General features: G+C 44.1%; 15 protein-coding genes. 6 read left to right on the forward strand and 9 right to left on the reverse strand.

Annotation, left to right across the window (positions count from 1 at the left end):
- Positions 1-234 precede the first annotated feature (234 nt).
- Positions 235-1,821 (forward strand): ATP-binding protein, encoded by a 1,587-nt coding sequence (locus HC643_RS03090; RefSeq protein WP_050046111.1) that lies wholly within the window; start codon positions 235-237, stop codon positions 1,819-1,821.
- A gap of 162 nt (positions 1,822-1,983) precedes the next feature.
- Here the strand turns inward: HC643_RS03090 and HC643_RS03095 are convergent, their stop codons facing one another.
- The 5 genes from HC643_RS03095 to hemC form a co-directional block, all read right to left on the reverse strand.
- Positions 1,984-2,478 (reverse strand): hypothetical protein, encoded by a 495-nt coding sequence (locus HC643_RS03095; RefSeq protein ID WP_050046112.1) that lies wholly within the window; start codon positions 2,476-2,478, stop codon positions 1,984-1,986.
- A 204-nt stretch (positions 2,479-2,682) separates the two neighbouring features.
- Positions 2,683-3,366, reverse strand: coding sequence for an SH3 domain-containing protein (locus HC643_RS03100; protein ID WP_050046113.1), 684 nt, complete (start codon positions 3,364-3,366; stop codon positions 2,683-2,685).
- Between the two features lie 396 nt (positions 3,367-3,762).
- A complete protein-coding gene (locus HC643_RS03105) occupies positions 3,763-4,839 on the reverse strand; it encodes a M23 family metallopeptidase (RefSeq protein ID WP_038081123.1) in 1,077 nt (358 codons plus the stop codon).
- A gap of 463 nt (positions 4,840-5,302) precedes the next feature.
- The gene (glgA, locus tag HC643_RS03110) at positions 5,303-6,763 is read right to left on the reverse strand and encodes a glycogen synthase GlgA (RefSeq protein WP_038081126.1); all 1,461 of its coding nucleotides are present in this window, start codon (positions 6,761-6,763) and stop codon (positions 5,303-5,305) included.
- A gap of 148 nt (positions 6,764-6,911) precedes the next feature.
- Positions 6,912-7,883, reverse strand: coding sequence for a hydroxymethylbilane synthase (gene hemC / locus HC643_RS03115; RefSeq protein WP_038081128.1), 972 nt, complete (start codon positions 7,881-7,883; stop codon positions 6,912-6,914).
- 523 nt (positions 7,884-8,406) lie between these two features.
- Here hemC and HC643_RS03120 point away from each other — a divergent pair.
- Together HC643_RS03120 and HC643_RS03125 are read left to right on the forward strand one after the other, a co-directional pair.
- Entirely contained in the window at positions 8,407-8,679 is a 273-nt protein-coding gene (locus HC643_RS03120; protein ID WP_038081130.1) for a hypothetical protein, read from the forward strand.
- Positions 8,679-8,909: a type II toxin-antitoxin system HicA family toxin gene (locus HC643_RS03125; RefSeq protein ID WP_038081132.1), complete on the forward strand. Its 231-nt coding sequence runs from the start codon at positions 8,679-8,681 to the stop codon at positions 8,907-8,909. Before HC643_RS03120 ends, HC643_RS03125 begins: the two co-directional genes overlap by 1 nt.
- A gap of 85 nt (positions 8,910-8,994) precedes the next feature.
- Here the strand turns inward: HC643_RS03125 and dusB are convergent, their stop codons facing one another.
- Complete coding sequence (dusB, locus tag HC643_RS03130; RefSeq protein WP_038081134.1) at positions 8,995-10,050, reverse strand: tRNA dihydrouridine synthase DusB; 1,056 nt, start codon at positions 10,048-10,050, stop codon at positions 8,995-8,997.
- 415 nt (positions 10,051-10,465) lie between these two features.
- Between dusB and dnaK the strand changes: the two genes are divergently transcribed.
- The 3 genes from dnaK to HC643_RS03145 all read left to right on the forward strand — a co-directional run bounded on the left by dnaK (position 10,466) and on the right by HC643_RS03145 (position 14,628).
- A complete protein-coding gene (gene dnaK, locus HC643_RS03135; protein ID WP_038081137.1) occupies positions 10,466-12,379 on the forward strand; it encodes a molecular chaperone DnaK in 1,914 nt (637 codons plus the stop codon).
- A 374-nt stretch (positions 12,380-12,753) separates the two neighbouring features.
- Entirely contained in the window at positions 12,754-13,818 is a 1,065-nt protein-coding gene (locus tag HC643_RS03140; RefSeq protein ID WP_038081141.1) for a hypothetical protein, read from the forward strand.
- Positions 13,819-13,968: 150 nt separating this feature from the next.
- Entirely contained in the window at positions 13,969-14,628 is a 660-nt protein-coding gene (locus HC643_RS03145; RefSeq protein ID WP_038081143.1) for an acetoacetate decarboxylase family protein, read from the forward strand.
- A 12-nt stretch (positions 14,629-14,640) separates the two neighbouring features.
- Here the strand turns inward: HC643_RS03145 and HC643_RS03150 are convergent, their stop codons facing one another.
- The 3 genes from HC643_RS03150 to HC643_RS03160 form a co-directional block, all read right to left on the reverse strand.
- Positions 14,641-15,687: a glycosyltransferase family 4 protein gene (locus HC643_RS03150; RefSeq protein WP_038081198.1), complete on the reverse strand. Its 1,047-nt coding sequence runs from the start codon at positions 15,685-15,687 to the stop codon at positions 14,641-14,643.
- 172 nt (positions 15,688-15,859) lie between these two features.
- Positions 15,860-19,108 carry a N,N-dimethylformamidase beta subunit family domain-containing protein gene (locus HC643_RS03155; RefSeq protein WP_038081145.1) on the reverse strand — a complete coding sequence of 1,083 codons (3,249 nt, stop codon included), beginning with the start codon at positions 19,106-19,108 and terminating at the stop codon, positions 15,860-15,862.
- A gap of 282 nt (positions 19,109-19,390) precedes the next feature.
- Positions 19,391-23,935, reverse strand: coding sequence for a DUF4082 domain-containing protein (locus tag HC643_RS03160; RefSeq protein WP_038081147.1), 4,545 nt, complete (start codon positions 23,933-23,935; stop codon positions 19,391-19,393).
- Positions 23,936-24,052 lie beyond the last annotated feature (117 nt).

Here is a 24,052-nt window from a genome sequence, read left to right on the forward strand (position 1 = left end):
GGTCGTTGCATTTATAGAGATCCGCTTGTTGATGGGATCGGGGAGACAAGGGAGAACGTATGGGTGACAAGCAGTTGATGTTATACCTGTCCTTGGTGTAACATTAAGTCCTGCGATCGCTCAGTATCCTCCAATCTGGTTGAACTGGTATCGCTGATGGTCAAGCCCGAGCGAACAGTTTTTATTACTGGTGTTTCTTGAGGGTGCGTTAACGACTACTCATATGGGATAAATGTGCTGAACCAAACCCAGTATTTAAAGCGGTATGGAGTGGCGATTGTATCTGTCTTGATTGCCTTGTTACTCATGCTGGCACTTGACCCGGTTCTCCAATTGACACAGGCTCCGTTTTTATTATTTTTTGGTGCAGTCACTGTCAGTGCTTTCTCTGGAGGGCAAAGTCCGGGAATTGTGGCAACCCTGCTTTCTGCTGGGTTTACCTGTTACTATTTTTTAGAACCACACCACAGTTGGAAGTTAACCCTAGCTAGTGGGCTGAAGCTGGCACTATTCATCCTTGAAGGAGTGCTGATTACTCTGTTGGTTGCCGCACTCCGCAAGGCTCAAGCAGAAGTCCGCAAGAAATTTAATCAACTTGAGGCAAGGGAAGCAGAAATTCAAGATTTGAATGTGGCGCTTCAACGTCGTGTCGATGAACTGCAAGCCCTGTTTAATGTCATTCCAATTAATATTGCGCTTGCAGAAGATCCTGAGTGTCACGTGGTAAAAGTCAACGCGGCTTATGCAAAGCTGCTACAAATCCCAACAGATATGAATGTGGCTGTCACTCCCCCAGCCAAACAGTCTCAACTTCCGTACAAGTTTTATCAAAATGGACGAGAAATACCAGGAGATAAGCTTCCTGTCGAGTACGCGGCAAAGCATGGTGTGGAAGTGCGCGATGTAGAAATCGAACTGGTTCGACAGGATAACACTGTGTTTAGTTTGTACGGACATGCAGTGCCACTGTTTGATGAATCGGGTCAGCCTAGGGGGAGTGTGGGTGTCTACACAAATATTACCGAGCGCAAACAAGCCGAAATTGAACGGGAGCAACTGCTGCAACGAGAACAAGCAGCAAGAGTTGCTGCCGAACGTGCCAACCGAGTTAAAGATGAGTTTCTCGCCATCCTTTCTCACGAATTGCGATCGCCTCTCAACCCCATTTTGGGTTGGACAAAACTGCTACAATCTCGGCAATTGGATGCTGCTAAAACAGCTGAAGCTCTGGCAACTATTGAACGCAACGCCAAACTTCTGACCCGACTCATTGACGATCTACTGGACACTGCCAAGATTCTTCGTGGCAAACTGACTTTGGAAATGGCGACCGTCGATCTGGTGCAAGTGATTGAGGCAGCGCTCGACACGGTAAGGACAGCCGCTGTTGCCAAAAATATCTACCTCCATTTGGTGATGCCTCAAATTGGACTGGTGTTGGGTGATGCTACCCGACTCCAGCAGATTGTGTGGAACCTGCTATCGAACGCCATCAAATTTACTCCTAAAAATGGGCGGGTAAACATTCAATTGGCTCGAATCGGCGACCGAGCACAAATTACGGTCAGCGATACTGGTAAAGGTATTCAGCGCGACTTTCTTCCCCATATTTTTGAGTCATTTCGACAAGAAGATGCTTCAACGACTCGAAGATTTGGTGGGCTGGGGTTGGGGTTAGCGATCGTCCGTCAATTGATCGAAGCGCATGGTGGGACCATTACGGCAGATAGCCCAGGCGTTGGGTTGGGAGCAACGTTTACAGTACAATTACCGTTGGTAAACGTTGAGCTAGAACCTCAAGCAGACAAAGGCAGTGTTTGACCGGGAACCCAATCTCAGTGGGACGCAATCTAGAGTTTAGGGGAGAACCACTAAAGCGTCTTTTTACTAACCGTTGAGGGTGCGGAATGGAGAAACGGATTTGGTATAACTTGTTAGTGGCGATGGTCGGTGAGCGATCGCCCACCGATTACTAGTTACCGATTACTGAAATACTTTGGAAAGTCGAAAGCGATCGGCACGAATTTTACGACCGCTTTGCCAAACTTCTACTCCATCAGGATTGACAATATAGGAATAGCTACCATTATTGGCGCGATATTTAGATTTGCCCACAACTTTAGCGGGTAGTTTCACAGGTTTATTAGGGTCTTTCCTGGATTTACCTAGGTATAAAATTTGATTGTTTTCCTTGTAAATTTTGACTATAAAGTTGGCTGTCTCACCTTCAAGAATTGTAGTAATACTGTACCGATTTTTAACTTTTGAGGTAGCAGGTGGTTTCTTCTGCGATGCGGAAGTTGGTTGTGTCTTAGAGTATGGTGAGACAAAGTCAACAGTGAAAGCCGTTTGAAAACTTTTAAGAGAACGTTGTGCTGTTTGCGATAAAACGTGGTTGCTTGTACCTAACAGAGTTGCAAAAGTCATAAGTGTTATCAAACTATAGCTGTACGCTTGCAAACTTGTCACTTTTTGCATGAATTTCCTCTCCATAACTAAAGATGCTTCCAAACATCCGTGGTTAATTGCTCTTACAGTGTTATAACGACAACATCAGGAGAGCGAAGGTATAATCTATAGCAACGCAAAAACACCCTGCCTTTCCATAATATATATAAGACAGGGTGTTCCAGAATTTGTTAATTCAGTTGAGAGGGATTTTTAAACGACAACGAGAGAGTATTAATACCCACTGTTGTATCTGTTGTAACCGTCATAGTAGCGACGATTGCTTGCATAGTAGCCGTTGTAATAGCGGCGACCGCCTCTGGAGTAATAACCGTTCCGATATGGTCTGTACACGTATACAGTACGGTATACAGGACGGTATACTACGCGATCGTATCCATATCTTCCACCGGAACCGTAGTAAGCTCTTCTGTGGTGGTATCTTCCACCTGTACCGTAGCAGTAGCAGTTTCTGCCATATCTACCACCAACACCATAGCCGGGTCGATATCCAGAACCGGGAGTTGTGCTAATCCATCTAGAAGAAACCCAATTACCAGTGCTTAACTGAACAAATCCGTTTCTGTATCTTTCAGCTCGGGCGAGAGATGCGCCATTTCTGACACTACCTACTACAGGATAGTCATAGCTAGGACCGGAGCGAACATTAAGATTGCCACCATTGGTGTTTACATAGTACTGGTAATAACGACCGTAGTAAGCCGCTGAAGCTGGTTGAGCTTGACCAAGGATTGCAAACAACGCACCAATAGTACCCAGGCTAGCAAAAGTTAACCAAGCCGATTTGAATTGCCTGTTCCAACGGAATTGGAATTGAAATTCAGGAAGATCGTATTCAGTATCTTCTGTTGCCTCTGCATAGGCACTATCCAGTAGAGAATAAGCAAGATAGTCCACAAAAATCTCCTTCTTTAAAAAGTATGCTAGATGTAGAGATTTGCCTTGCCTGTTTCCGTGTTAATTCTGAGTATTTCCGGAAATACTCATGTAATAGTATACGACTTAATGTAGAAATTTTTACTTAGAAATTGAAAAAAAAAATTAATATTTGTCACGAAACTCTAAGAGCGCCATACTATGCTGGCGATCGCAAAAATATTCAGAAAATGTGATTTAGATCGCTGACAGATAGGTAGTTTTAAAAAAGACAGAAGGCAGAGGAAACCTAAAGTGAAGAAGCAAAAAGCGATCGGGCAATTTTTGAGCAATTGTTGATCCTTGGTTGATTTACGCGCCTGCTGTAGTAGCAATTTCTCCCTTGTCTCCCTTGTCCTCCTTGTCCCAATTTTTTCTTCAACCTCCGGAAACATTTGGTCTGTCAAATCTGTCAGAACGGATAGGATAGGGGTTGCCATCTTGCCAAACTTCTACTTTTTGAGGGCTGACACGATACCAGAAACTGCCGTTATTTGCTTGATAGGTTTGTCCGCCAATCTGCCGGGCTGGTATCTTAATGGGACTACCAGGGTATTCTTTCTTTTGTCCTATATAGAAAAGCTGTCCGTCCTCATAGCACACCTTGACATGAACGCTCACTGTTTCTCCTTCTAGGACTGTCTTCCCACTGCATTCAGCATTAACGGGTTCGGGAGGTTCAGCATCAAAATTGTCAGGAGAATATTCCTGTTTGGGAAAATCACCCGGTACAGACATTGATTGTGAAGGTGAGACGTGACGTCTTCCCATGAATGATGACGTTCCACCAGAACCGGGATCGTATCTTCTACCATAAGTAGGAGATGCTGCTATTTTCTGCGGGGGTATCCTTCCTGCAATTAATGGTGGTAAAAAACGTGTGGGGTCAGCAGCAAGACGACCGTTGGGATAAATTTCAAAATGCAGATGAGGTCCAGAGCTATTGCCAGTAGATCCCATTTTGGCAATCATCTGACCTTGTTCGACTTTTTGTCCCGTGCGGACTAACACTTTTTGAGTGTGACCGTAAACTGTGATGCGACCATCAGGATGTCGAATATTAACTGCATTGCCAAGTCCCGTATCTTCCCAGCCGGAGTGTATCACTACACCGCTAGCTGCTGCAAAAATAGGAGTTCCAACTGGTCCGGCAATATCAATGCCTTCATGAAACCGTTTGCGAAACCCTTGAGAAATAACGCCTTGAGTGGGCCAAATCATTCCAGCAGAGAGGGAGTTTGGAGAGGTAGAGTGTGGAGAAACAGAATTGGGAGGAACTGAATTATAAGGAACTGAATTGGGAGGAACCGAGTTGGGAGGAACTGAATTTTCTGGAATGCTGAACTCTTGAATTTCCTCTGTAAGAACACGATTATTTGTACCTAGCAGGACCACAAAGGATAATAGTCCAGATAAGCCACAACCACAAATACGAGACAAAGTTATTTTTTTCATTAGTTTCCACCCCAGAGGAAAAATGGTTCAGAGTGTTTTTTGAGGATTGCTGTTACAGTGTTACGACAACAACATTGACTTAGTCATCTGAATAAATTTGTAAGTCAGTTGTTATCTTAAGATTGGCTACCACTATAGGTGTACGGAGAAGGAATGTCTTGCCAAAATACCGAGTGGAAAAAGTTAGTTTTTTCAATCAATGACAGGTAACAGAATGCACTTTGATATTGTTCCCAAGCAGAACCGTAATGTTTACAAAAAATTTAATTTAGGGCAATATTTCCTTCATCAATTCTGACTTCTAAAGTCAGAAAAGCTTATCTGTACGGGTTTGTATCCTTAGCTTTTGTAGGGACACAACATTGTTGTGTCCCTACGTGATTAAATGTTTGGCAATTAAGGTAATTTTACGGTATTTTTATCCTCCTTAACAGGTCGTTGTTCGCCGTTCGCTGTTCGCTATTCACTCTGGTAATGCAGCCACCGTCACAACTTCCTCATTAATTTGCGTGTCTGATTGTGTTTGTAGAATTGGTTCGTCTTCTTCCTCCGGTAAGCCGTACATTGACCTATATAAATTTACGTACTGTTTGGCAGAGCGATACCAACTAAAATCTTCTTTCATACCCCGTTGTTGAAGTTCTTTCCATTGAGGTTTGTAACGGTAACCTTCCCAGGCTCTGATTAAGCAGGTAAAAAGATCCAACGGCTCGTATCGGTCAAAACAATAACCAGTCCCTGATTCTGTCATCGGATCGTGGTGAGAGACAGTATCAACCAGTCCCCCTGTACGGCGAACAATTGGTACGCACCCGTAGCGTAAAGACATCAATTGGCTGATACCACAAGGTTCAAATCGACTTGGCATGAGGAAGGCGTCACTCCCTGCGTAGATGCGACGAGCTAATGCATCATTATATAGTATGTAAGTTGCCATTCTTCCGGGATACCGAGATGCCATTTGCCATAGTTGGCTTTCATAGTATCTATCCCCTGTTCCCAAAATTACAATTTGTGCATCAGTATATGCCAGGAAACGATCTAGAATTTGCAGCACCAAATCAATGCCTTTTTGCTCTACTAAACGCGTCACCATTCCCAGCAAAAAGGCATTAGAATTGACTTCCAAACCTACTTCTTCCTGCAAAGCCACTTTGTTAGCTCGGCGTTTTTCTAGGGTATCGGGTGTAAAAGTCTGAGCAATATATTTATCATTACCAGGATCGTAAACTTCAGTATCTATACCGTTAAGAATCCCGGATAATTTCCCGCTAATAAAAGACAGCAAGCCTTCTAACTCTTCGCCATAAGCAGCTGTTTTGATTTGCTCGGCATACGTGGGGGAAACAGTAGTGACTCTATCTGCAAACTGCACCGCTGCTGCCATTGTGTTGTGTCCTTGCATATACCAAGGACACCAAGTAATTTTTTCTAAGTACCAACGCCAGGGACCTTGGTATGCCAGATTATGTATCGTAAAAACAGTGGTGATATCAGGAGATTGGTGCATCCACACGGGGAGCATACCTGTGTGCCAATCGTGACAGTGGAGAATTTCTGGCTTCCAGTAGTTCCAGCAGAACTCAGCAGCACCGTTGGCAAATAGCGTGAACCGCCAGAATTCATCTTCCCCACCGTAAATTTTTCGCGGCCAAAATGCTGGATGTCCAAACAAATATAAAGGAATATCAGTACCAGGCAGAGCGGTTTCGTATACCGCAAAGTCTTGGAACATGGCAAATCCCTTCCAAATAGGGTCTTTTGGAACGTCTAACTTGTCTGAGATGTAGCCATAATAGGGCAAAAATATTCGTACATCGTGCCCCATTCTTTTCAGGATTTTAGGTAGTGCTCCGACAACATCACCCATTCCTCCAACTTTGGCAACGGGAGCTGCCTCAGCCGCAACAAATAGAATCCGCATGGTAATCTGTATTTCCCCAGCTCTGCCTAGTTTAAACTCTGCGGTAGGGTGGGCATGACTCACCGTGACATTACTGGTGGGTTATACCCACCCTACTGCCGTACAACGGTAACTTCCTTTGATCTAATCACATTGCTAGCAGATTAAATTAAGAATTTCTTTGGATTTCAGCAAAGATTTCGTTGAGAATTTCTTGTGCTCCTTGCTCTCTCACCTTTTGTGCAAGTTCCGTTCCTAATTTTTCTGCATCTTCAGTCTCTCCAGAGACTGTATCTTTGACTAGTTTTTTTCCATCTACACTGGCAACAATACCCGTTAGAGTTAAAGTATCACCGTTGATTTCTGTATTGACACCGATGGGAACTTGACAGCCACCTTCTAAATCGCGCAGGAAAGCTCGCTCTGCCAAACAGCGATCGCGTGTTTCTGGATGTTCGATGGCTTTAAGCAGCGATATCAATTCAGCATCATCAGCACGGCATTCAATCCCCAAAGCGCCCTGTCCTACAGCGTGAAGAGACACTTCTTTGGACAAAACTTGATGAATGCGATCGCTCATTCCCAATCGTTCCAAGCCTGCAACAGCCAAAATCAGAGCATCGTACTCGCCAGCATCCAGTTTAGACATGCGCGTGTTGAGATTTCCCCGTACATCTTTAAAACTGAGGTGAGGAAAATGATACCGCAATTGTGCCAGTCGTCTGAGGGAAGAAGTTCCGATCACTGCGCCTTCTGGCAAAGTATCAATTTGTTTATCCTTATATTTTTCATGCACGACAAGTGCATCTGCTGGATTTTCACGTTCTGTAACAGCCGCTAGTGCCAATCCCTCAGGTAAACGTGTGGGCAAATCCTTTAGAGAGTGAACGGCAAAATCAATCTCCTGATTCAGCATTCCCAGTTCAAGTTCTTTAGTAAATAATCCCTTATCGCCAATTTTGGCTAAGGCAACATCCAGAATTTTGTCACCTTGGGTAGCCATGGTGTGAACTTCAAAAGAAATTTCTGGAAAACGTTTCTGGAGTTGTTCTTGTACCCAATGGGTTTGAACGAGTGCTAATTGGCTTTTACGAGAACCAATGCGAATTGTGCGTATGGAACTGGAAACAACAGATGTCATAAAAAAGTATGTAAAGCCAGGAGATAAATTCACTTTATCTAGAGTACCGCAGTGAGTGACTTATCAGCCTTGCAATCTGCCTATTTTCGTGCTCGTTTTTTCTTCACATTTCTTTACCAAATTTTTGTTAATTTCATTTAGCAAAATTGCCTTTTTCTCTTGTTTTTACTTTCGTGCTCGTACTCTGCATGGGAATGAAGTGGTCGCAGACTGGGGTGTTGACTTTGGGAGTAAGAAATGGTAATGATTCACAGAATATATGTCCGATCTCCCGAAATCAAGTAGGTGGCAAATGGAATTATCCCTCTCCTCAGAAATCGCAAGGTTTCTTACATCCATAAGGGGCGATTGCCTCCGGCACGCTTTGCGAACGCCACTTAACAGCTTCTGTTACTTTGCCCAAAGCAGCATTTCAAATTCACGTAAGTGCGGGCGAACACGCGACTCTGCCCAGTACAGTTGAAGCGATAATTAAAATTCAGGCAGTGGCGGCAGTACTTAATTGTGAAGACAGGATAGGAAAATGTACGTTAACTACACAGTTCAAATTTGGAAAGAAGACTCGCAATTTGTAGCTCATGCCATACCATTAGATGTTATGAGTTCAGGGCAGACACCTGAGGCGGCAAGAATTGCTTTAGACGAGGCAGTTCACCTTTTTCTAGTTACCGCAGCCTCTATGGGTACTTTAGAAGAAATTCTTGAAGAAACGGGCTACAAATTGCAGGATGGAAACTGGGTAAGCCCCGATTTGGTGGCGATTGAAAAGCATTTTGTGACAGTAGGTGTTTCTTAATGCCGAAAATCACACCTATTTTTTGGCAACGACTTGAAAAGGTATTTCTTGCTACAGGCTTTGAATTTGCGCGACAAGAAGGGAGTCATCGTTGTTACGTCAAACAGGGTAGCTCTAGACCAGTTGTAATCCCAACATACGATGAAATTCCTGTTTCAATCATCAGAAATAACTTGAAAACAGCTGGAATTTCCAGAGATGAGTATTTTCAGTTGCTAAATCAAGTATGACATCTCAAAGAATAACTTTGCCTGAAACATTCCTCGCTTAACTGCTTCGCGATCAATTTTGGACAGGTAAGTCGTGAGACTATGATTACACCATTGCAAAATCAGATGCCGTTTCTTCCTCCGGTTCGTAACCTTGAGTCAAGAGTTCAATAGCATTGTTAATTAAATCTACACCTTGCTGAACCGACTCAATTACGCTCAACTGTCCGCGTAAATCGGCAGCACCAACAAAACCTTTAGCATACCAAGTCATGTGCTTGCGTGCTTGGCGGACACCTTTAATACCTTTGTACTCATATAAAGCTTCCAAATGTTCCCTAGCGCATTCCAAACGCTGAATTGGAGTAGGCGGTGGTAAACGTTCTCCAGTTTTGAGGAAGTAATCAATTTCTCCAACCAAGAACGGATAACCCAAAGTTCCACGGGAACACATCACCCCATCAGCACCAGTTTGTTCCAAGCACTTCAGTGCAGCTTCAACCGAAAAAATATCCCCGTTTGCAATCACGGGTATTGAAAGTACATTTTTAACGCGTTCGATCCATTCCCAACGCGCATTCCCGTTATAACCTTGGGCGCGGGTACGACCGTGTACCGTAATCATTTGCGCTCCTGCATCCTGCATCCGCTTGGCAAAATCCAGAATTGTAATTTCTTTGTCGTTCCAACCAATACGGGTTTTGACGGTCACAGGTACGTTAACCGATTTGACCACCTCTCGAACGATGGCTTCAGCCACTTCTGGCTGACGCAGTAAGGAAGAGCCACCTCCATTTTTAGTAATTTTATTGACCGGACAACCCATATTAATATCAACGGTATCAGCACCTTCTGCAACTGCTTTCACCGCTGCTTCTGCCAAAAAATCTGGGCGACAGTCAAATAACTGAATGCTAATTGGTCGCTCGTTCGGGTCTACCTCCATGATTTTGGGCAACTGCTTAACATAATGTAAGCCCGTGGCATTTACCATCTCCGTGTACATCATTGACTCTGGTGCATAACGACGCACCAGCCGCCGAAATACCATATCAGTCACTCCAGACAAAGGCGACTGGAGGACGCGACTTTTGATCTCAACCGAACCAATTTTTAAAGGAGTCGAAAGTCTAGCTTTTAAACTAGGAGACAGCGTAACCATAAATCGAGCAACAAGCAGGGAAGTTTTTCTATTGTAAATGGTTAGTGGTTAGTGGTAGATAAGTAGCTACGAACGAACTACTAACCATTGTTAAAAGACGGCAAACACCACATGAGGGATACGGTTCACCCTAATTGTTTTCAGTATTAATTCTCATACATTAGATGAGTGACGGAACGCCGATCGCCAATCACTCAGTGGTCTTATTAACCAGCATAGAGGCATAACCGCCCTAATATAGTTCGGAAAACCACCCTTCATGGACTGGCTACATCGGCTCAGTATATATATCAGCAGTACGTCAAATCATAAGGAATTCTTGCTGGACTGGCTGCTTTCTCGTTCAGTTAGTTCAAGATTTAGTCCTTAATACTCTCTTTAAATTTCTTGTAGTTATACGGAGCCAGCACCTACAATGGCAAAAGTAGTTGGAATTGACTTAGGTACTACAAACTCCTGCGTAGCAGTTATGGAAGGTGGTAAACCTACAGTAATTGCGAATGCAGAAGGTTTTCGGACAACACCTTCAGTCGTAGCGTTTGCAAAAAATGGCGATCGCTTGGTTGGTCAAATTGCAAAGCGCCAATCAGTGATGAACCCTGAAAACACATTTTATTCAGTGAAGCGTTTCATTGGTCGTAAATTTGATGAAATTACCCATGAAGCGACTGAAGTTTCCTATAAAGTTCTACGCGACAGCAACAGTAACGTAAAATTAGACTGTCCCGTAGCGGGCAAACAGTTTGCACCTGAGGAAATTTCAGCACAAGTTCTCCGCAAACTGGTAGAAGATGCCAGCAAATATATTGGTGAAACCGTAACTCAAGCCGTTATTACCGTTCCTGCGTACTTTAACGACTCCCAGCGCCAAGCAACTAAAGATGCAGGTAAGATAGCCGGTATTGAAGTTTTGCGGATTATCAACGAACCAACAGCCGCTTCTTTGGCTTACGGTTTTGATAAGAAGAGCCAAGAAACCATTCTTGTATTTGACCTTGGTGGCGGTACCTTCGACGTATCCATTCTGGAAGTGGGTGACGGCGTCTTTGAAGTATTAGCAACGTCTGGAGACACCCACCTTGGTGGTGACGACTTCGACAAGAAAATTGTTGACTACCTAGCAGAAGAATTCAGAAAGCAAGAAGGGATCGAATTGCGTAAAGACAGACAAGCTTTGCAACGTCTGACTGAAGCAGCAGAAAAAGCGAAGATCGAACTTTCTAGCGTTACCCAAGCAGAAATTAACTTGCCTTTCATCACTGCTACCCAGGATGGACCAAAACACCTGGACATGACACTGACGCGTACTCAGTTTGAAAAACTCTGTGCTGACCTCATTGAGCGCTGTCGCGTTCCTGTAGAAAATGCACTGCGTGACGCGAAGTTAAGCAAAAACGATATTAATGAAGTTGTATTAGTGGGTGGTTCTACCCGTATCCCCGCAGTACAGCAACTTGTGAAAACCGTGTTGGGCAAAGACCCCAACCAGAGCGTAAACCCTGATGAAGTGGTAGCTGTTGGTGCAGCAATTCAAGCAGGTGTGCTTGGCGGTGATGTGACTGGTATCTTGCTGTTAGACGTAACACCACTGTCTCTGGGTGTTGAAACCTTGGGTGGTGTCATGACCAAGATTATCCCTCGCAACACTACCATTCCTACCAAGAAGTCAGAAGTTTTCTCGACAGCCGTGGACGGTCAAACCAACGTGGAAATTCACGTTCTCCAGGGTGAACGGGAAATGTCAAATGATAACAAGAGCTTGGGTACCTTCCGTCTTGATGGTATTCCCCCTGCACCTCGCGGTGTACCTCAAATTGAAGTTATCTTTGATATTGACGCCAACGGTATTCTCAACGTAACGGCTAAGGACAAAGGTACTGGTAAGGAGCAATCCATTAGCATCACTGGTGCTTCTACCCTAGATAAGACCGAAGTTGAGCGCATGGTCAATGAAGCTGAGAGAAATGCTTCTACTGATAAAGAGCGTCGGGAGAAAATTGACCGCAAGAACCAAGCTGATTCCTTAGCATACCAAGCTGAGAAGCAGTTAGAAGAATTAGGCGATAAAGTTCCTGCTGCTGACAAGACCAAAGTAGAAGGTTTGGTTAAAGATTTGCGCGAAGCTGTCGCTAAGGAAGACGACGAGCAAATCAAGAAGGTTATGCCCGAATTGCAACAAGCACTTTTTGCAGTTGGTAGCAACATATATCAACAAGCAGGTGGCGGTGCTTCTGCAACTGGTGCTCCCTCAGACCCCTCTGATGGCGGTGCTTCCTCAGGTGGTAGCGGTGATGATGTTATTGATGCTGATTTCACCGAGTCTAAGTAATTTAAGGGGATTGGTGATTGGGAACGGAGGATTGATTTCCTAGCCTCCAATCCCTTCATATAATTCAGAATGCCCATCCAAGATACTCTTGGATGGGTAATTTTTTTACAGTTTTTCATATTCAAATTTTGTAAAAATCTTATGCAGCGACTATTTCAACATGACTTGGTTAAGGCAAACCCGCTTGGCAATAACCTTTGTAAAGACGCGCTGACTGAAAGCGTCTCTACGTATATGCCAACTACTAACAAATTTTAACCAAGCAGTCTCAGACACTTATTTAAAAAATTGATATTACTTTATACGGTTTTCTTAGCAACATCTATTAAAAAATGGGAACACTGAATATTAACAACTAAGGGTTTGTACTCTAGATGAACAGACAAATGAATGTGCAGCAGTGGTTTCCAGTTCTCAAATGGTGGGTTTGGATTGCTATAACATTATCATTTCCAGTTGGTGCGGGCGCATGGGGTCTCGCTCAACTCTTTCAGTTACCAGAACTTCCCGATTGTTTATCAGAATCAAGTAAAACTTCTACCTCTACAATTCTCTATTGTGGCAAAGCGATCGCGGACGAACAAGATGTAGAGAAGTTGACTCAAGCCATAGAATTAGTAAGTAATATAGAAGCATCGCATCCCCAACATCAAATAGCCGAACAGCTCATAGAACAGTGGTCTCAGGCAATATTGCGATTGGGTGAAAATGCATTTCAACAGGGAGATATAGATAGAGCCGTTGATATTCTTAAAAATATTCCGCACAATGTTTCTACTTATAAGTTAGTAGATAACAGAATTAAACAATGGAGATCTGTATGGTCAAAAGCTTCAGTCATTTATGAAAATGCTATAGCCAAACTAGAGAAAGACGAGCGAAATAATTCTTATATAGCACTAACTGAAGCTAGAAAACTCTTACAAATAGGGAACGATTATTGGGAAACAACTAAGTATCAAGAATTAGTAGCGCAAATTCACGATATTAGAGAAAAACAGGAAGAACAAGCTGCAGAAGAAGAAAGATATCGTCAATCAATAGCCAAACAAGAAACGGAGAAAATAGACAATTGGGAGCAAGAGCAAGAAGCACAAGATGTTGCTTATTTAACTAAAGCTAGGAACCTAGCGAAGTCTCAAAAAGTTGAAGAGATGATAGATGGTATTAGCGAGGCTAGCATGGTCAGTTATGGTCGTTATTATGATGAAGCACAAAAACTGATTGCTGATATCAGACAAAATATAGAAATTGTTGACGATCGCTCCTCACTCGATCAAGCTAAAAAACTTGCAAGTCGCAATGATTTGATATCTCTACAGATGGCAATTAATGAAGCTAGCTTAATTACAGAAGGGCGTCCTCTATATAAAGAAGCAAACGAGCATATAGCTAAGTGGAACGCAAAAGTATTGAAACTACAAGACAGTCATCGGTAACCGCTTAACTTTCATTTATGACAACGAACTTATTAATAAATTTGTACCCAGAGTAAGGTGCTCGATCGCAAGCTAGCTTCTATATTAAACCTGGTACTGCTTGAACACGGGTTCAGTAGCACCAAGTCATTTATTCATATCTAGCAAACAATGGCATACCCACAAGCACCTTGGATACTGAATGGCTACGCTCTCCTAACCGGACATTCGATCGAGATTCAGCGAGTGCGTCACCTGATACCCAAAGAGTTAGAAATCATTACCGTATTACCCGGTAAAACTCTTGGTGGTGTATATCTATCCTATTACGGACAAGGCTCTGAATTGGAGTATAGCGAGTTAATTGTAGTTCCGGCGGTTGTGGGCTATCAAGGAAAAGTTGGTGGATGGGTTTCCCACATATATGTAGACAATCCAGAATCAGTTGCGGGTGGTCGAGAAATTTGGGGATTACCCAAAGAAATAGCAGAGTTCACTTGGGAAAAAGGCGAACAAATTACTGTTCGCCAGGGAGAGCGAACATTATGTACTCTCAACTATCAAAAGCCACTTTTTGCATGGCCACAGTGGTTTGGGGCTTCTAGTTTTAGCGCCAAAAATACCAATTTACTCTGCTTTTCAGCGGAAATGGAATCGCGTTTGGGACTAGTCGGTTCCAAATTAGAAGTTCCGGCGGAAAGCCCTTTTGCGGAGATTGGTTTGGGTCAACCTTTTTTAACTATTCGCGCCGAACAAATGAGTTTGAGAGTCCGTGCTCCTGAAGTAGTTGGACAAAGGGAAGTTGAGTATACTTATTCTGAAGTTGGTTAATATTGTTTTTTTCTAGGATTGCTCGGAGTTCTTCCGGACTTTCAAGCTGTTGTAGGTCAGCAAAGAAGTAGCACCACAAGCAAAAGCAATGCTATTTGGTATCCCCGCAATAACTAATGCCAAACTCCCAACCCAAAAGGTTAAAGAATAAATAAATAAAACAGTTCTTCTGTGCGACAGCCCAGCCCTTAACAGTCTGTGGTGTAAATGGCTTTTATCTGCAATAAAAGGTGATTTTCCCCGAAGAACTCGCAGTAGAATCACTGCTGACATATCTATAATTGGGACTGCCAGAATGAGAAAAGGTGATAGGACTGCAGTCACAGCAGCCGTTTTAACCAAACCAATTACACTCACGGCTGCAAGGGTAAATCCCATAAAATAAGCCCCACCATCTCCCATAAAGATTTGTGCGGGGTTGAAGTTATAACGGAGGAAACCCAATGCCCCACCACCAAGGGCTGCAGTTATTAAAGCTGCTTCGGGTTGCTGCATAAATAACGCCACAACCAACATAACCACAGATGCAATTCCCGATACCCCAGCAGCTAAGCCGTCTAAACCATCAATCCAATTAATTGCATTAACCATTCCCACAAGCCACACAATTGTGACGGGAAAACTCAACCAGCCCAGCTGAACTAGCCCACCTGTAGGAATGCTCAAAAAATCTATACTGACACCTGCTTTCCAAGCACCTGTTGCGACAACTATCTGTACCATAAGTCGTGCAATAGGAGATAGATTTAACAAATCGTCTGCTAATCCGATCAGAAAAAAGCCCACACCACCGAGGATGACTCCCAATATTTGCCATTCTTTTTCAGTTGACAAATTTCCAAATCCACCTAATGCCCAAATTACTAACAAGGAGGCAATAGTACCTGCGAAGATAGAAATTCCTCCAAGTCGCACCATTGGACGTTGATGAACTTTACGTTCATTAGGTTTATCTACTTGTCCGCTTTTGATGCCAAAATTTCTAACATCAGGAGTTGTCCAGAGAACAACTACAGCAGCAACAAGAAAGGCAATCAGATGATAAATTTGAGCGGGCATCTGCATATTCCTCTTATAGAAAATCGGTTACATATTTCAAAATGGGTAAGTCTAAGACTGCGATCGCTGTATAAGTTATGGGACACAAATCTGTGGAATTGGCTCGACAATAAAAAAAGCGAGCCCCCGGACTCGCTTTTGTTTGGTAAAGTTTTAAAGATCGAACGAACGATTAGTTCGTTGTACTAAATATGACATCAACCCAGTAGTTAGCTGATTGATAAGTGGAGGTGGGGAAAGCAGGATTACTGCTATAGGTATAGACCCCATTAGGTCCAGATTCACCATTACGGAGTGCAGACAGAGGTGGAGTACTTACACCAGAGTTAGCAAAATATCCTACGTCTTGGGAATAGAAACCGACATTGGTGTGGTAGGAAGCGACATACACAGTATTAGCAGTAATTGCGACCGGAGCCCCAAAGTTGACTTGCTGCCAACCCGAGGCAGTTTCGTTAATAAAGGTTGCCGTTGCTAACTGCTGACCGTTGCTGCTCCATAGGGTACCAACGTGAGTTCCTGTATTTTGCGGTCCTTTGTAAAAACGAATGCCTTTGATGAAACCGTTCTGACTTGAGCGGAACTTCACACCGAGTTCCACTGAACTCGGGTCATTTTCTGTAATAAGGTTAGGAGTTGCTGTGTTATTCCAAATGCTAACTGTTACTGATGATGCGTTGCCTGTAGTAAACGACCAAGTGTAGTTTTGTGCTAGGGCATTGCCTGCTAAGTCTTTTACTCTTGGATCGGTGCTACCGCCTTTGAGTGTAGCAGTATAGGTTGTGGAAGTTGCAAGGGGACTGCTTGGTGTGAGTGTAGCAGTGCTATTGCCCGCATCATAGGTGATGGTGGCAGGTACAAGTGTGTTGTTGGCGTTGCGTAACTCAAAGGTGTTGCTGTTAAGTGTAGCTGTATCTATCGCTTCGCTAAAGGTAGCGGTGATGGTTGTACTGGGGCTGACACCAGTTGTACCATTACCAGGAGTGCTGGCTGTTACTGTTGGTGGGGTAGTGTCTGGCGCAACATTGGTAGTAAAGACTACGTCTACCCAATAGTTACTGGCTTGGTAAGTGTTGGTGGGGAAGGTAGGGGTAGAGCGATAAATATACACACCATTGGCACCACTTTCACCATTACGAAGTGCATACAAGGGCGAACTGTTCACACCCGAATTGGTAAAGAAATTTTCGTTCTTGGAGTACTTACCAACACTCGTGTGGTAGGACGCTACGTAAACAGTATTGGCAGTAATCTGTACTGGAGTCGCAAAATTAACTTGCTGCCAGCCTGAAGATGTCTCGTTACTGAATGTCGCCCTCGCTAATTGCGTTCCTCCGCTGCTCCACAAAGTACCAACGTGGGTTCCCGTGTTTTGCGGTCCTTTATAAAAACGAATGCCACTGATGTAGCCATTCTGGTTGGCACGGAATTTCACACCCAGTTCTGCTGCATTTGAGTCTTGAGTTGTTATCAATCCGGGAGTCACGGAACTGTTCCAGATACTGCACGGACAGGCGCGATCGCCAACTGCAATGGCTACTTCCGTTGCAGGTGTTTGGATATTGCCGCTATCATCAATCGCACGGCTTTTGATAGTGACTGTCCCAGTCGTTGTGGGTGTCCAAGTGTAGTTCCAGTTAGCACGACCGTTAGCTAGATGCCATGTTGTTCCACCATCAACTGATACCTCAACACCACCAACAACGCCATCTGTATCGCTTGCTGTACCTGTAATAGCTATAGGATTATTGAGCTGCACTGTTGTACTGGCAGTTGGTGAAGATATTGTTGCAGTGGGAGCAGTGGAGTCAAAAGAGGGAGTTGCTAATTGCAAACCAGATTGGAGAGAGCCCGGTTGTACACCCATATCCGCAAACAAGTTAACAGTTGCTTGTTGCATACGCACATCTGGGGTTGCACCTGATGGTCTGCGATCGTGATTGATATCCAAACCCCATGACCATTGTACGGTTCCGGAACCAAACACTAAAGCACCACTACTGTGTCTGTACAGTGTTAAATGGTGGGTAGCTGTACCAGACCCAAAAGTAGACCCGTAATCTTGAAGAACAGGGGCATTGTTAACAGTCCTTGTGGACAACCAAATCAAGCCTGAGGGTCGAAAGCCGTTGTCTATATCTTCATCCCATTCGTAACCCAGCGTGCTATTGGCAAGTGTGGCAGTTGTTCCTGGAGAAAGAGTTGCAACACTAGTATTGCGCCAGAAGCGCATTTTGCCATCTTCCGCTGGTACTTGTATAGCTGTAGTTGCCCCATCGTTGACAGTAAAAAGCGTACCCGTTAAGGCATTTTCCGGACGACCGCCATCTTTGGGTGGGCTAAAGCGGGGGTCGCGCCAAGTTCCAGTCCAAGTTGTTGGTTCTGGATCGATCGCCGCATTTGCTTTGGTCTCCTTATAACAAACTAAGGTGCGGTAGGGTGCGTTTGAAATATCAATGCTGTTTTCCCAACGAGTTTTCCAAAAAACTTCATTACCGCTAAAGAATGCTAAATGAACACCTATATTTCGAGCGGCTTCAACTTTAGCACGCTGTTGAGCAGACCAATACTCGTCGTGACCTACCGATAGGAAAACTTGATGATTGCGGATCAGATCGCCAAAGCGATCGCTATCTACACCAGTAAAATAGCTTACATCATATCCGTTAGCTTCTAACCAACGCACCATTGGGTATTCAGCGTTGAATACCCAATCTTGACCGTTATCAACTATACGGGTGTTAAAAGGGCGGTTGTAACTCACTTTGTAAGCTCGACCCGCAGGCGAACCTGTATAGAGACTATTGCCACCGTAGTTGTTATATGCTTGCCAAGTTGTATCGGAAGTTTGAAAAAGTAGATCGGAAGTACTGGAGTCATCTCGGACAATAAAGACTATGTGGCTGGCTCCGCTAGTATCAGTACGCACTGCTTTGGCAAAGTAAATTCCCGACGTGGCATTTTCTGGAACATTCCATGATGCCGACACGCCCCAATTTCCACAATCAATAAGTCCAGTCGTTGCGTTATTGATGCAGTTCGGCTGGCTGGGAGTCTGGTTTTGCGGTACGTTAACTGTTGCTACTTTACGAGCACCTTGTCCACCGTAGTATCCCATACGATAGATATCAAGGCGGTAACTTGGAGCAGGGGTTTTGATTTTGAAGGAAACGGTTTGCCCTCGGTTCACACTAATATCAGTGGCAAATCCTTGAATGCTTGAATCTCCAATACCGCTAATATCCCACTCAGACGCAGGATTCCCTGCTTTACAGTTTTCAGCAACAATTGAGTTAGCAGGTGAAGTACACGGATCTGCAGCAAGCACTTTTTGCATTGGCACGCGATCGCCCACACTTAGTTGCAAGACAACTAAAATTGCGAGCATCATCAGTAATATATTTTTGAGCAACTTCTTCATTAGATTTGTTCAAGTTACTGATAGGACTGTGATGTAATTTTTATGATTTCTATGTATTGATTGCTTGAATACAGGTATATGTATGGGGCTCCTATTTAATTTTTGAAATATACGTAGTCAGGTGGGCATCGCCTGCAAAAAACCTTATGTGGTGAGTATTGCCTGCCCTAGGTAGAAATTTTCATAACTTATTTAAGTAGGTAGGCATGAATATTTATCCTTGAGTGAAGGCAGAAGGGAAAATTGTAGAGGCGTTGGAAATAACGCCTCTACAATTTTTAGCTACGGTGTTGTGCTAAATATGACATCTACCCAATAATTAGATGATTGATAAGTAGAGGTGGGGAATACAGGGGTAGCGCTGTATCTGTAGATACCGTTAGATCCACTTTCTCCGTTGCGGAGTGCATACAATGGGGAATTACTGACACCAGAATTGGTAAAGTAATTTTCATTTTTAGAGTAAAAACCGACATTGGTGTGGTAAGAAGCTACGTAAACAGTATTGGCTGCGATCGCGACAGGAGTTGTAAAGTAGACTTCCTGCCAACCGGAAGCAGTTTCGTTAGCAAAAGTTGCCCTTCCTAACTGTTGTCCGCTATTGCTCCATAGGGTACCAACGTGAGTTCCGGTATTTTGCGAACCTTTGTAAAAACGAAGACCCTTAATGTAACCGTTCTGGCTGGAGCGGAATTTCACACCCAGTTCCACTGCACTCGAGTCATTTGTATTGACTGTACTTGGAGTTGCTGAATTACTCCAGATAGTTACAAATGATGTATTGCTTGTAGTAAACGACCAAGTGTAATTTTGTGCCAAAGCATTTCCCGATACATCTTTGACTCTGGGGTCGGTGCTACCACCTCTAAGCGTAGCAGTGTAAGTCGTAGAAGTAGCGAGCGGGCTAGTTGGTGTTAGGGTTGCAGTACGAGTTCCAGCATCATAGGTGACGCTAGCGGGTATGAGTGTGTTGCTAGCATTGCGTAATTCAAAAGTGTTGGTGTTAATTGTGGCTATATCTATTGGTTCGCTAAAGGTGGCGGTGACACTTGTACTGGGATTGACACCAGTTGTACCGTTTACAGGAGTGCTTCCAGTCACTGTTGGTGGGGTTGTGTCGGGAGTAATATTAGTGGCAAATACCACATCTACCCAATAGTTACTAGATTGATAGGAGCTAGTCGGGAAAATAGGATTGGAACCATAGCTGTATAAACCATTGGCTCCACTTACCCCATTACGCAAAGCATATAATGGTGGATTATCGACTCCAGAACTCGCAAAGAAATTTTTATCGGCTGCATATCTACCAACGTTAGTGTGGTAGGACGCTACATAGACGGTGTTGGCTGTAATCGCAACTGGAGTAGAAAAGTTAACTTGTTGCCAACCTGAAGATGTCTCGTTGCTGAATGTTGCTCTTGCCAGTTGTTGCCCGGTGCTGCTCCAGAGAGTGCCGACGTGAGTTCCCGTGTTGCCGCTACCCTTGTAGAAGCGAATACCAGTTATATATCCATTGAAATCTGAGCGGAATTTGACACCTATTTCAATAGCACTGGAATCTGCTTCTGATGGATTACTTGGTGTCGCTGAATTATTCCAGATGCTACAGGGTTGTTCGGAAGGACAGGGTAAACTTCCTGTAGTAAATGACCATGTGTAGCTAGTAGCCAAGGCGTTGCCTGCCAAATCCTTAATACGCGGATCTGTTGTTCCGCCTTTAAGAGTGGCTGTATAGGTTGTATTTGCAGCTAAGGAGGTTGTTGGTATTAGCGTTGCAGTACGATTTGCTTCGTTGTAAGTGACAGTTGCACTTACTAGGGCGTTTGCCGAGTTACGCAATTCAAAAGTATTTGTGTTAATGGTTGTTGGTGCGATCGCTTCGCTAAAAGTAGCTGTAACGTTTGTTCCAATTGCTACATTTATTGCATTGTTGTTAGGGGATGTTGAAGTCACTGTTGGAGGAACAGTATCGGCAGCGTATGTAGCGACATATGAACCTGTCTCGCCTGCAAACCTTGCGTACACAATTCCTTTAATGGTTTCCGTAGTAAAGTTAACGGGAGTCCCATTACGTGTAATCGAGCTGAGGGGCGCACCGCCAACTTGATTGGGTAACATTGCCTGTAAACCATTAGCACCCGTTCCTTTGGTAATAGTAAAGTTCAAAGTGCCGTTGTTCCATACCAATGAACCAAAGGAGGAGTTACCGCGAGCATCTAACCAAGTCAATAACTGCTGAGCGGAAACAACGGGTACGCTGCGAGTTTTGGCAGAATTAACAACTGCATCCGAGATTGACGAGTTTGCAGTATCAGTATGGGCATTGACATTGAAAACACCGTAATATCCCTCTGACCCTAACGCTCGATCCAATAGAGTATCGATGGTGTAGGGGTATGACTGTCCGGATTCATCAGTCATTTGAGTATTTGCTTCATAAACATCAATCGTTGTCCCATCTTGTTTAGCTAAACGCATGGGCATACCGCTACCAGTAAAGAAGCCGGGACGATCGAGAATCCAAGAGGGCGGCCAGTAGTAATAAGTGGTGTTCAGTCGTATTCCTTTATTGAGTTCTACTTCTGGTGTGCTAGACCAATCACTCCAAACCAAGCAGTGATGTCTTTGGGTTGATGGTGCTGGTAGACTTGGGTACTTGTTAGCAAAATCATTTAATTGCTGCGTGTAAAAAGTTTGAAGAGATGCAGGTGTAAAGTCACTGCAATTGGTATTAACGTGTAATGAAATTTCAAACCCTTGAGCATCATAAGCAGCTGCTTGAGTGTTTGTTAAGGGCATACCAGGAGTGGGATAGACATATGAAGTCCCCCGAATGCACTCCCAATTGTCAACCGAACAACCAGCTGGACTGCTAGCATTGAATTGGTCGAAGCGCGGCCCAGTTCCCCCATTGCCATGATCGTCCCCTGTCATCAGCACAACCGCTTTTTTCCCATTTGGGAAATACCAGAAGCGCGGTAACGGTTTTTTAGAAAGATTCATTGTGATGATGAGGTTTGCCAGTAAGCGCTGTTGCTCATCTGCTTGGGGTATTGCAACTTTGTTAAGGTCAACCCAATCTGGCTGAGAATCACCAAAAAACAGATCGTCGGATCGAATGGGAGAAAATCCATCCCGTTCTTGTCCTGCCCATGCAGGATTTCCCTGGCGCGTGTAGACGACTGAACGTGCTAAGTCGTAGGTGAATGCAGCTGCTTGTCCGCCATTGCTTCCGACACTGCGTAATGAGACAGCAGGATTTGTGGTTGCTGTGGTCGCATTTGTGTAAAGCGTGGCAATACCTGTAGCACCATTTAAAGTATAGCGATCGGCGGTTCCATGGAACTGGATAGTCTGGTTGATAATTCCATTAGCTGCGGGCTTTGAAGTATCTGCTAGCAAATAGCCGTTTGAGAGGGTACTACCCGTATCTGTCAGCCCGAGCAAACTCGCGAGCTGTTTGTCAGGACGCATCGCGATGAGATTGCCACCACCATTCACCCAATTAGTAAAGATTGTTACTTGTTGGGATGAAAGACTAAGGTCGGTAAGGATGACAACATCATAGTTTGCAAGCGTCGTTGCTGACACTGCTGAAATATCGCTGACATTGAACGAGTTGAGCCCTTCAGTTCGTAGAATTTCAGCGTAGTAGTTTCCAAAGGGATTAGACCCACTCGTAACAATAAGGATTGGCCCACCTGGAGGTGAAGGTACGGATGCAAGAAGTGTTTTGTTTAACGAACTTAGACGATCTGAATTGATTAAAGCTTGAGATTTTTGAATTTTTTGAATTTTTTGTTGATTTTTCTGTCCCTGACCTTTAGGCGGTACTTGAATGATTTTTTTCTGTTGACCTCTGAGGGTGTCCCACAGAACGATCTCACCTGCATTATCTCCACTCACTAAGGTATCGCTATCTACGGGATTAAAAGCAATTCCAGCGATCGACTTATTCCCCCGAAGTGTGCCAAGTGGCGTACCGCTTGGTAGACTCCACAAGAAAATGTTATTTTCATCACCTCCACCTGCTACAACGGTGCCACTTAAATTAAAAGCTACTGTCCTAATACGTTTAGTAGGACCTCTAAGAACCCGATCCACAGTACCGCTATTCACATCCCAAAGACGAACAGTACCATCGTTGCTAGCACTAGCCAAAAGTGTTCCATTTGGGCTGAAAGCAACGGAAGTGACTCCATTCGTATGACCGAGTAGAACTTTACGTTTCTTTCCAGTTTCTAGGTTCCACAAGATAATTGTGGTGTCATCACTTCCACTTGCCACAGTCTTTCCATCGGGACTTACGGCAACACTGTTGACAAAGCCTGTATGACCTTCAAAAATTTGCTGTAGTTTGCCAGTTTGGATATCCCAGACATCGACTCGGGTATCCTCGGCTCCAGTGACCCAAATCCTCCCATCCTGACTGGCGGCAATCGTTCTGGGTGGGTTTTCGTGTGCTTGGAGAAGATTGGTTTGTTCTCCAGTGTCTGGCTTCCAGACTCGGGCTACACTGTCCCTCCCCACACTAGCTAGATTGTTGCTGAGTGGATTAAAAGCCACTCCGGTGACGGGAGTATTTAGGTGTCCTGGCAAGGCTTTTTTTTCTTTTCCAGTCTCTGGATCGAACACTAAGACTCGCCCATCCCTAAACCCAGCTGCTACGTTTTTCCCATCTTGACTAAAAGCGATCGCAGTTACGCTAGTAGCATCCTCTGGCGATACTTTCTGGGCTAAGGTATAGCCATTGACCTGACCAAAGAAGAGTACTAGTAACAAGCTACAGCAAAAAAGAGATAAGTATCTTAAATATTGGCGCATAGTTGCATACCCTTACCAATCCTTATTTTTTGTTATTAGAAATTGTGAAAATGAATATCTACCGATTGTCACTTAGTCATTTAATTTACAGCGCTAAAACGCAACTACGAGCCTAAA

Origin of the sequence: Tolypothrix bouteillei VB521301, assembly GCF_000760695.4 — a bacterium.
GTDB classification, from domain to species: domain Bacteria; phylum Cyanobacteriota; class Cyanobacteriia; order Cyanobacteriales; family Nostocaceae; genus Scytonema; species Scytonema bouteillei_A.

Coding starts and splice junctions, on each gene's coding strand:
- HC643_RS03095 (WP_050046112.1), bottom strand. CDS start 2,478: ATGCAAAAAGTGACAAGTTTGCAAGCGTACAGCTATAGTTTGATAACA.
- HC643_RS03105 (WP_038081123.1), bottom strand. CDS start 4,839: ATGAAAAAAATAACTTTGTCTCGTATTTGTGGTTGTGGCTTATCTGGA.
- glgA (WP_038081126.1), bottom strand. CDS start 6,763: ATGCGGATTCTATTTGTTGCGGCTGAGGCAGCTCCCGTTGCCAAAGTT.
- hemC (WP_038081128.1), bottom strand. CDS start 7,883: ATGACATCTGTTGTTTCCAGTTCCATACGCACAATTCGCATTGGTTCT.
- HC643_RS03120 (WP_038081130.1), top strand. CDS start 8,407: ATGTACGTTAACTACACAGTTCAAATTTGGAAAGAAGACTCGCAATTT.
- HC643_RS03125 (WP_038081132.1), top strand. CDS start 8,679: ATGCCGAAAATCACACCTATTTTTTGGCAACGACTTGAAAAGGTATTT.
- dusB (WP_038081134.1), bottom strand. CDS start 10,050: ATGGTTACGCTGTCTCCTAGTTTAAAAGCTAGACTTTCGACTCCTTTA.
- dnaK (WP_038081137.1), top strand. CDS start 10,466: ATGGCAAAAGTAGTTGGAATTGACTTAGGTACTACAAACTCCTGCGTA.
- HC643_RS03140 (WP_038081141.1), top strand. CDS start 12,754: ATGAACAGACAAATGAATGTGCAGCAGTGGTTTCCAGTTCTCAAATGG.
- HC643_RS03145 (WP_038081143.1), top strand. CDS start 13,969: ATGGCATACCCACAAGCACCTTGGATACTGAATGGCTACGCTCTCCTA.
- HC643_RS03150 (WP_038081198.1), bottom strand. CDS start 15,687: ATGCCCGCTCAAATTTATCATCTGATTGCCTTTCTTGTTGCTGCTGTA.
- HC643_RS03155 (WP_038081145.1), bottom strand. CDS start 19,108: ATGAAGAAGTTGCTCAAAAATATATTACTGATGATGCTCGCAATTTTA.
- HC643_RS03160 (WP_038081147.1), bottom strand. CDS start 23,935: ATGCGCCAATATTTAAGATACTTATCTCTTTTTTGCTGTAGCTTGTTA.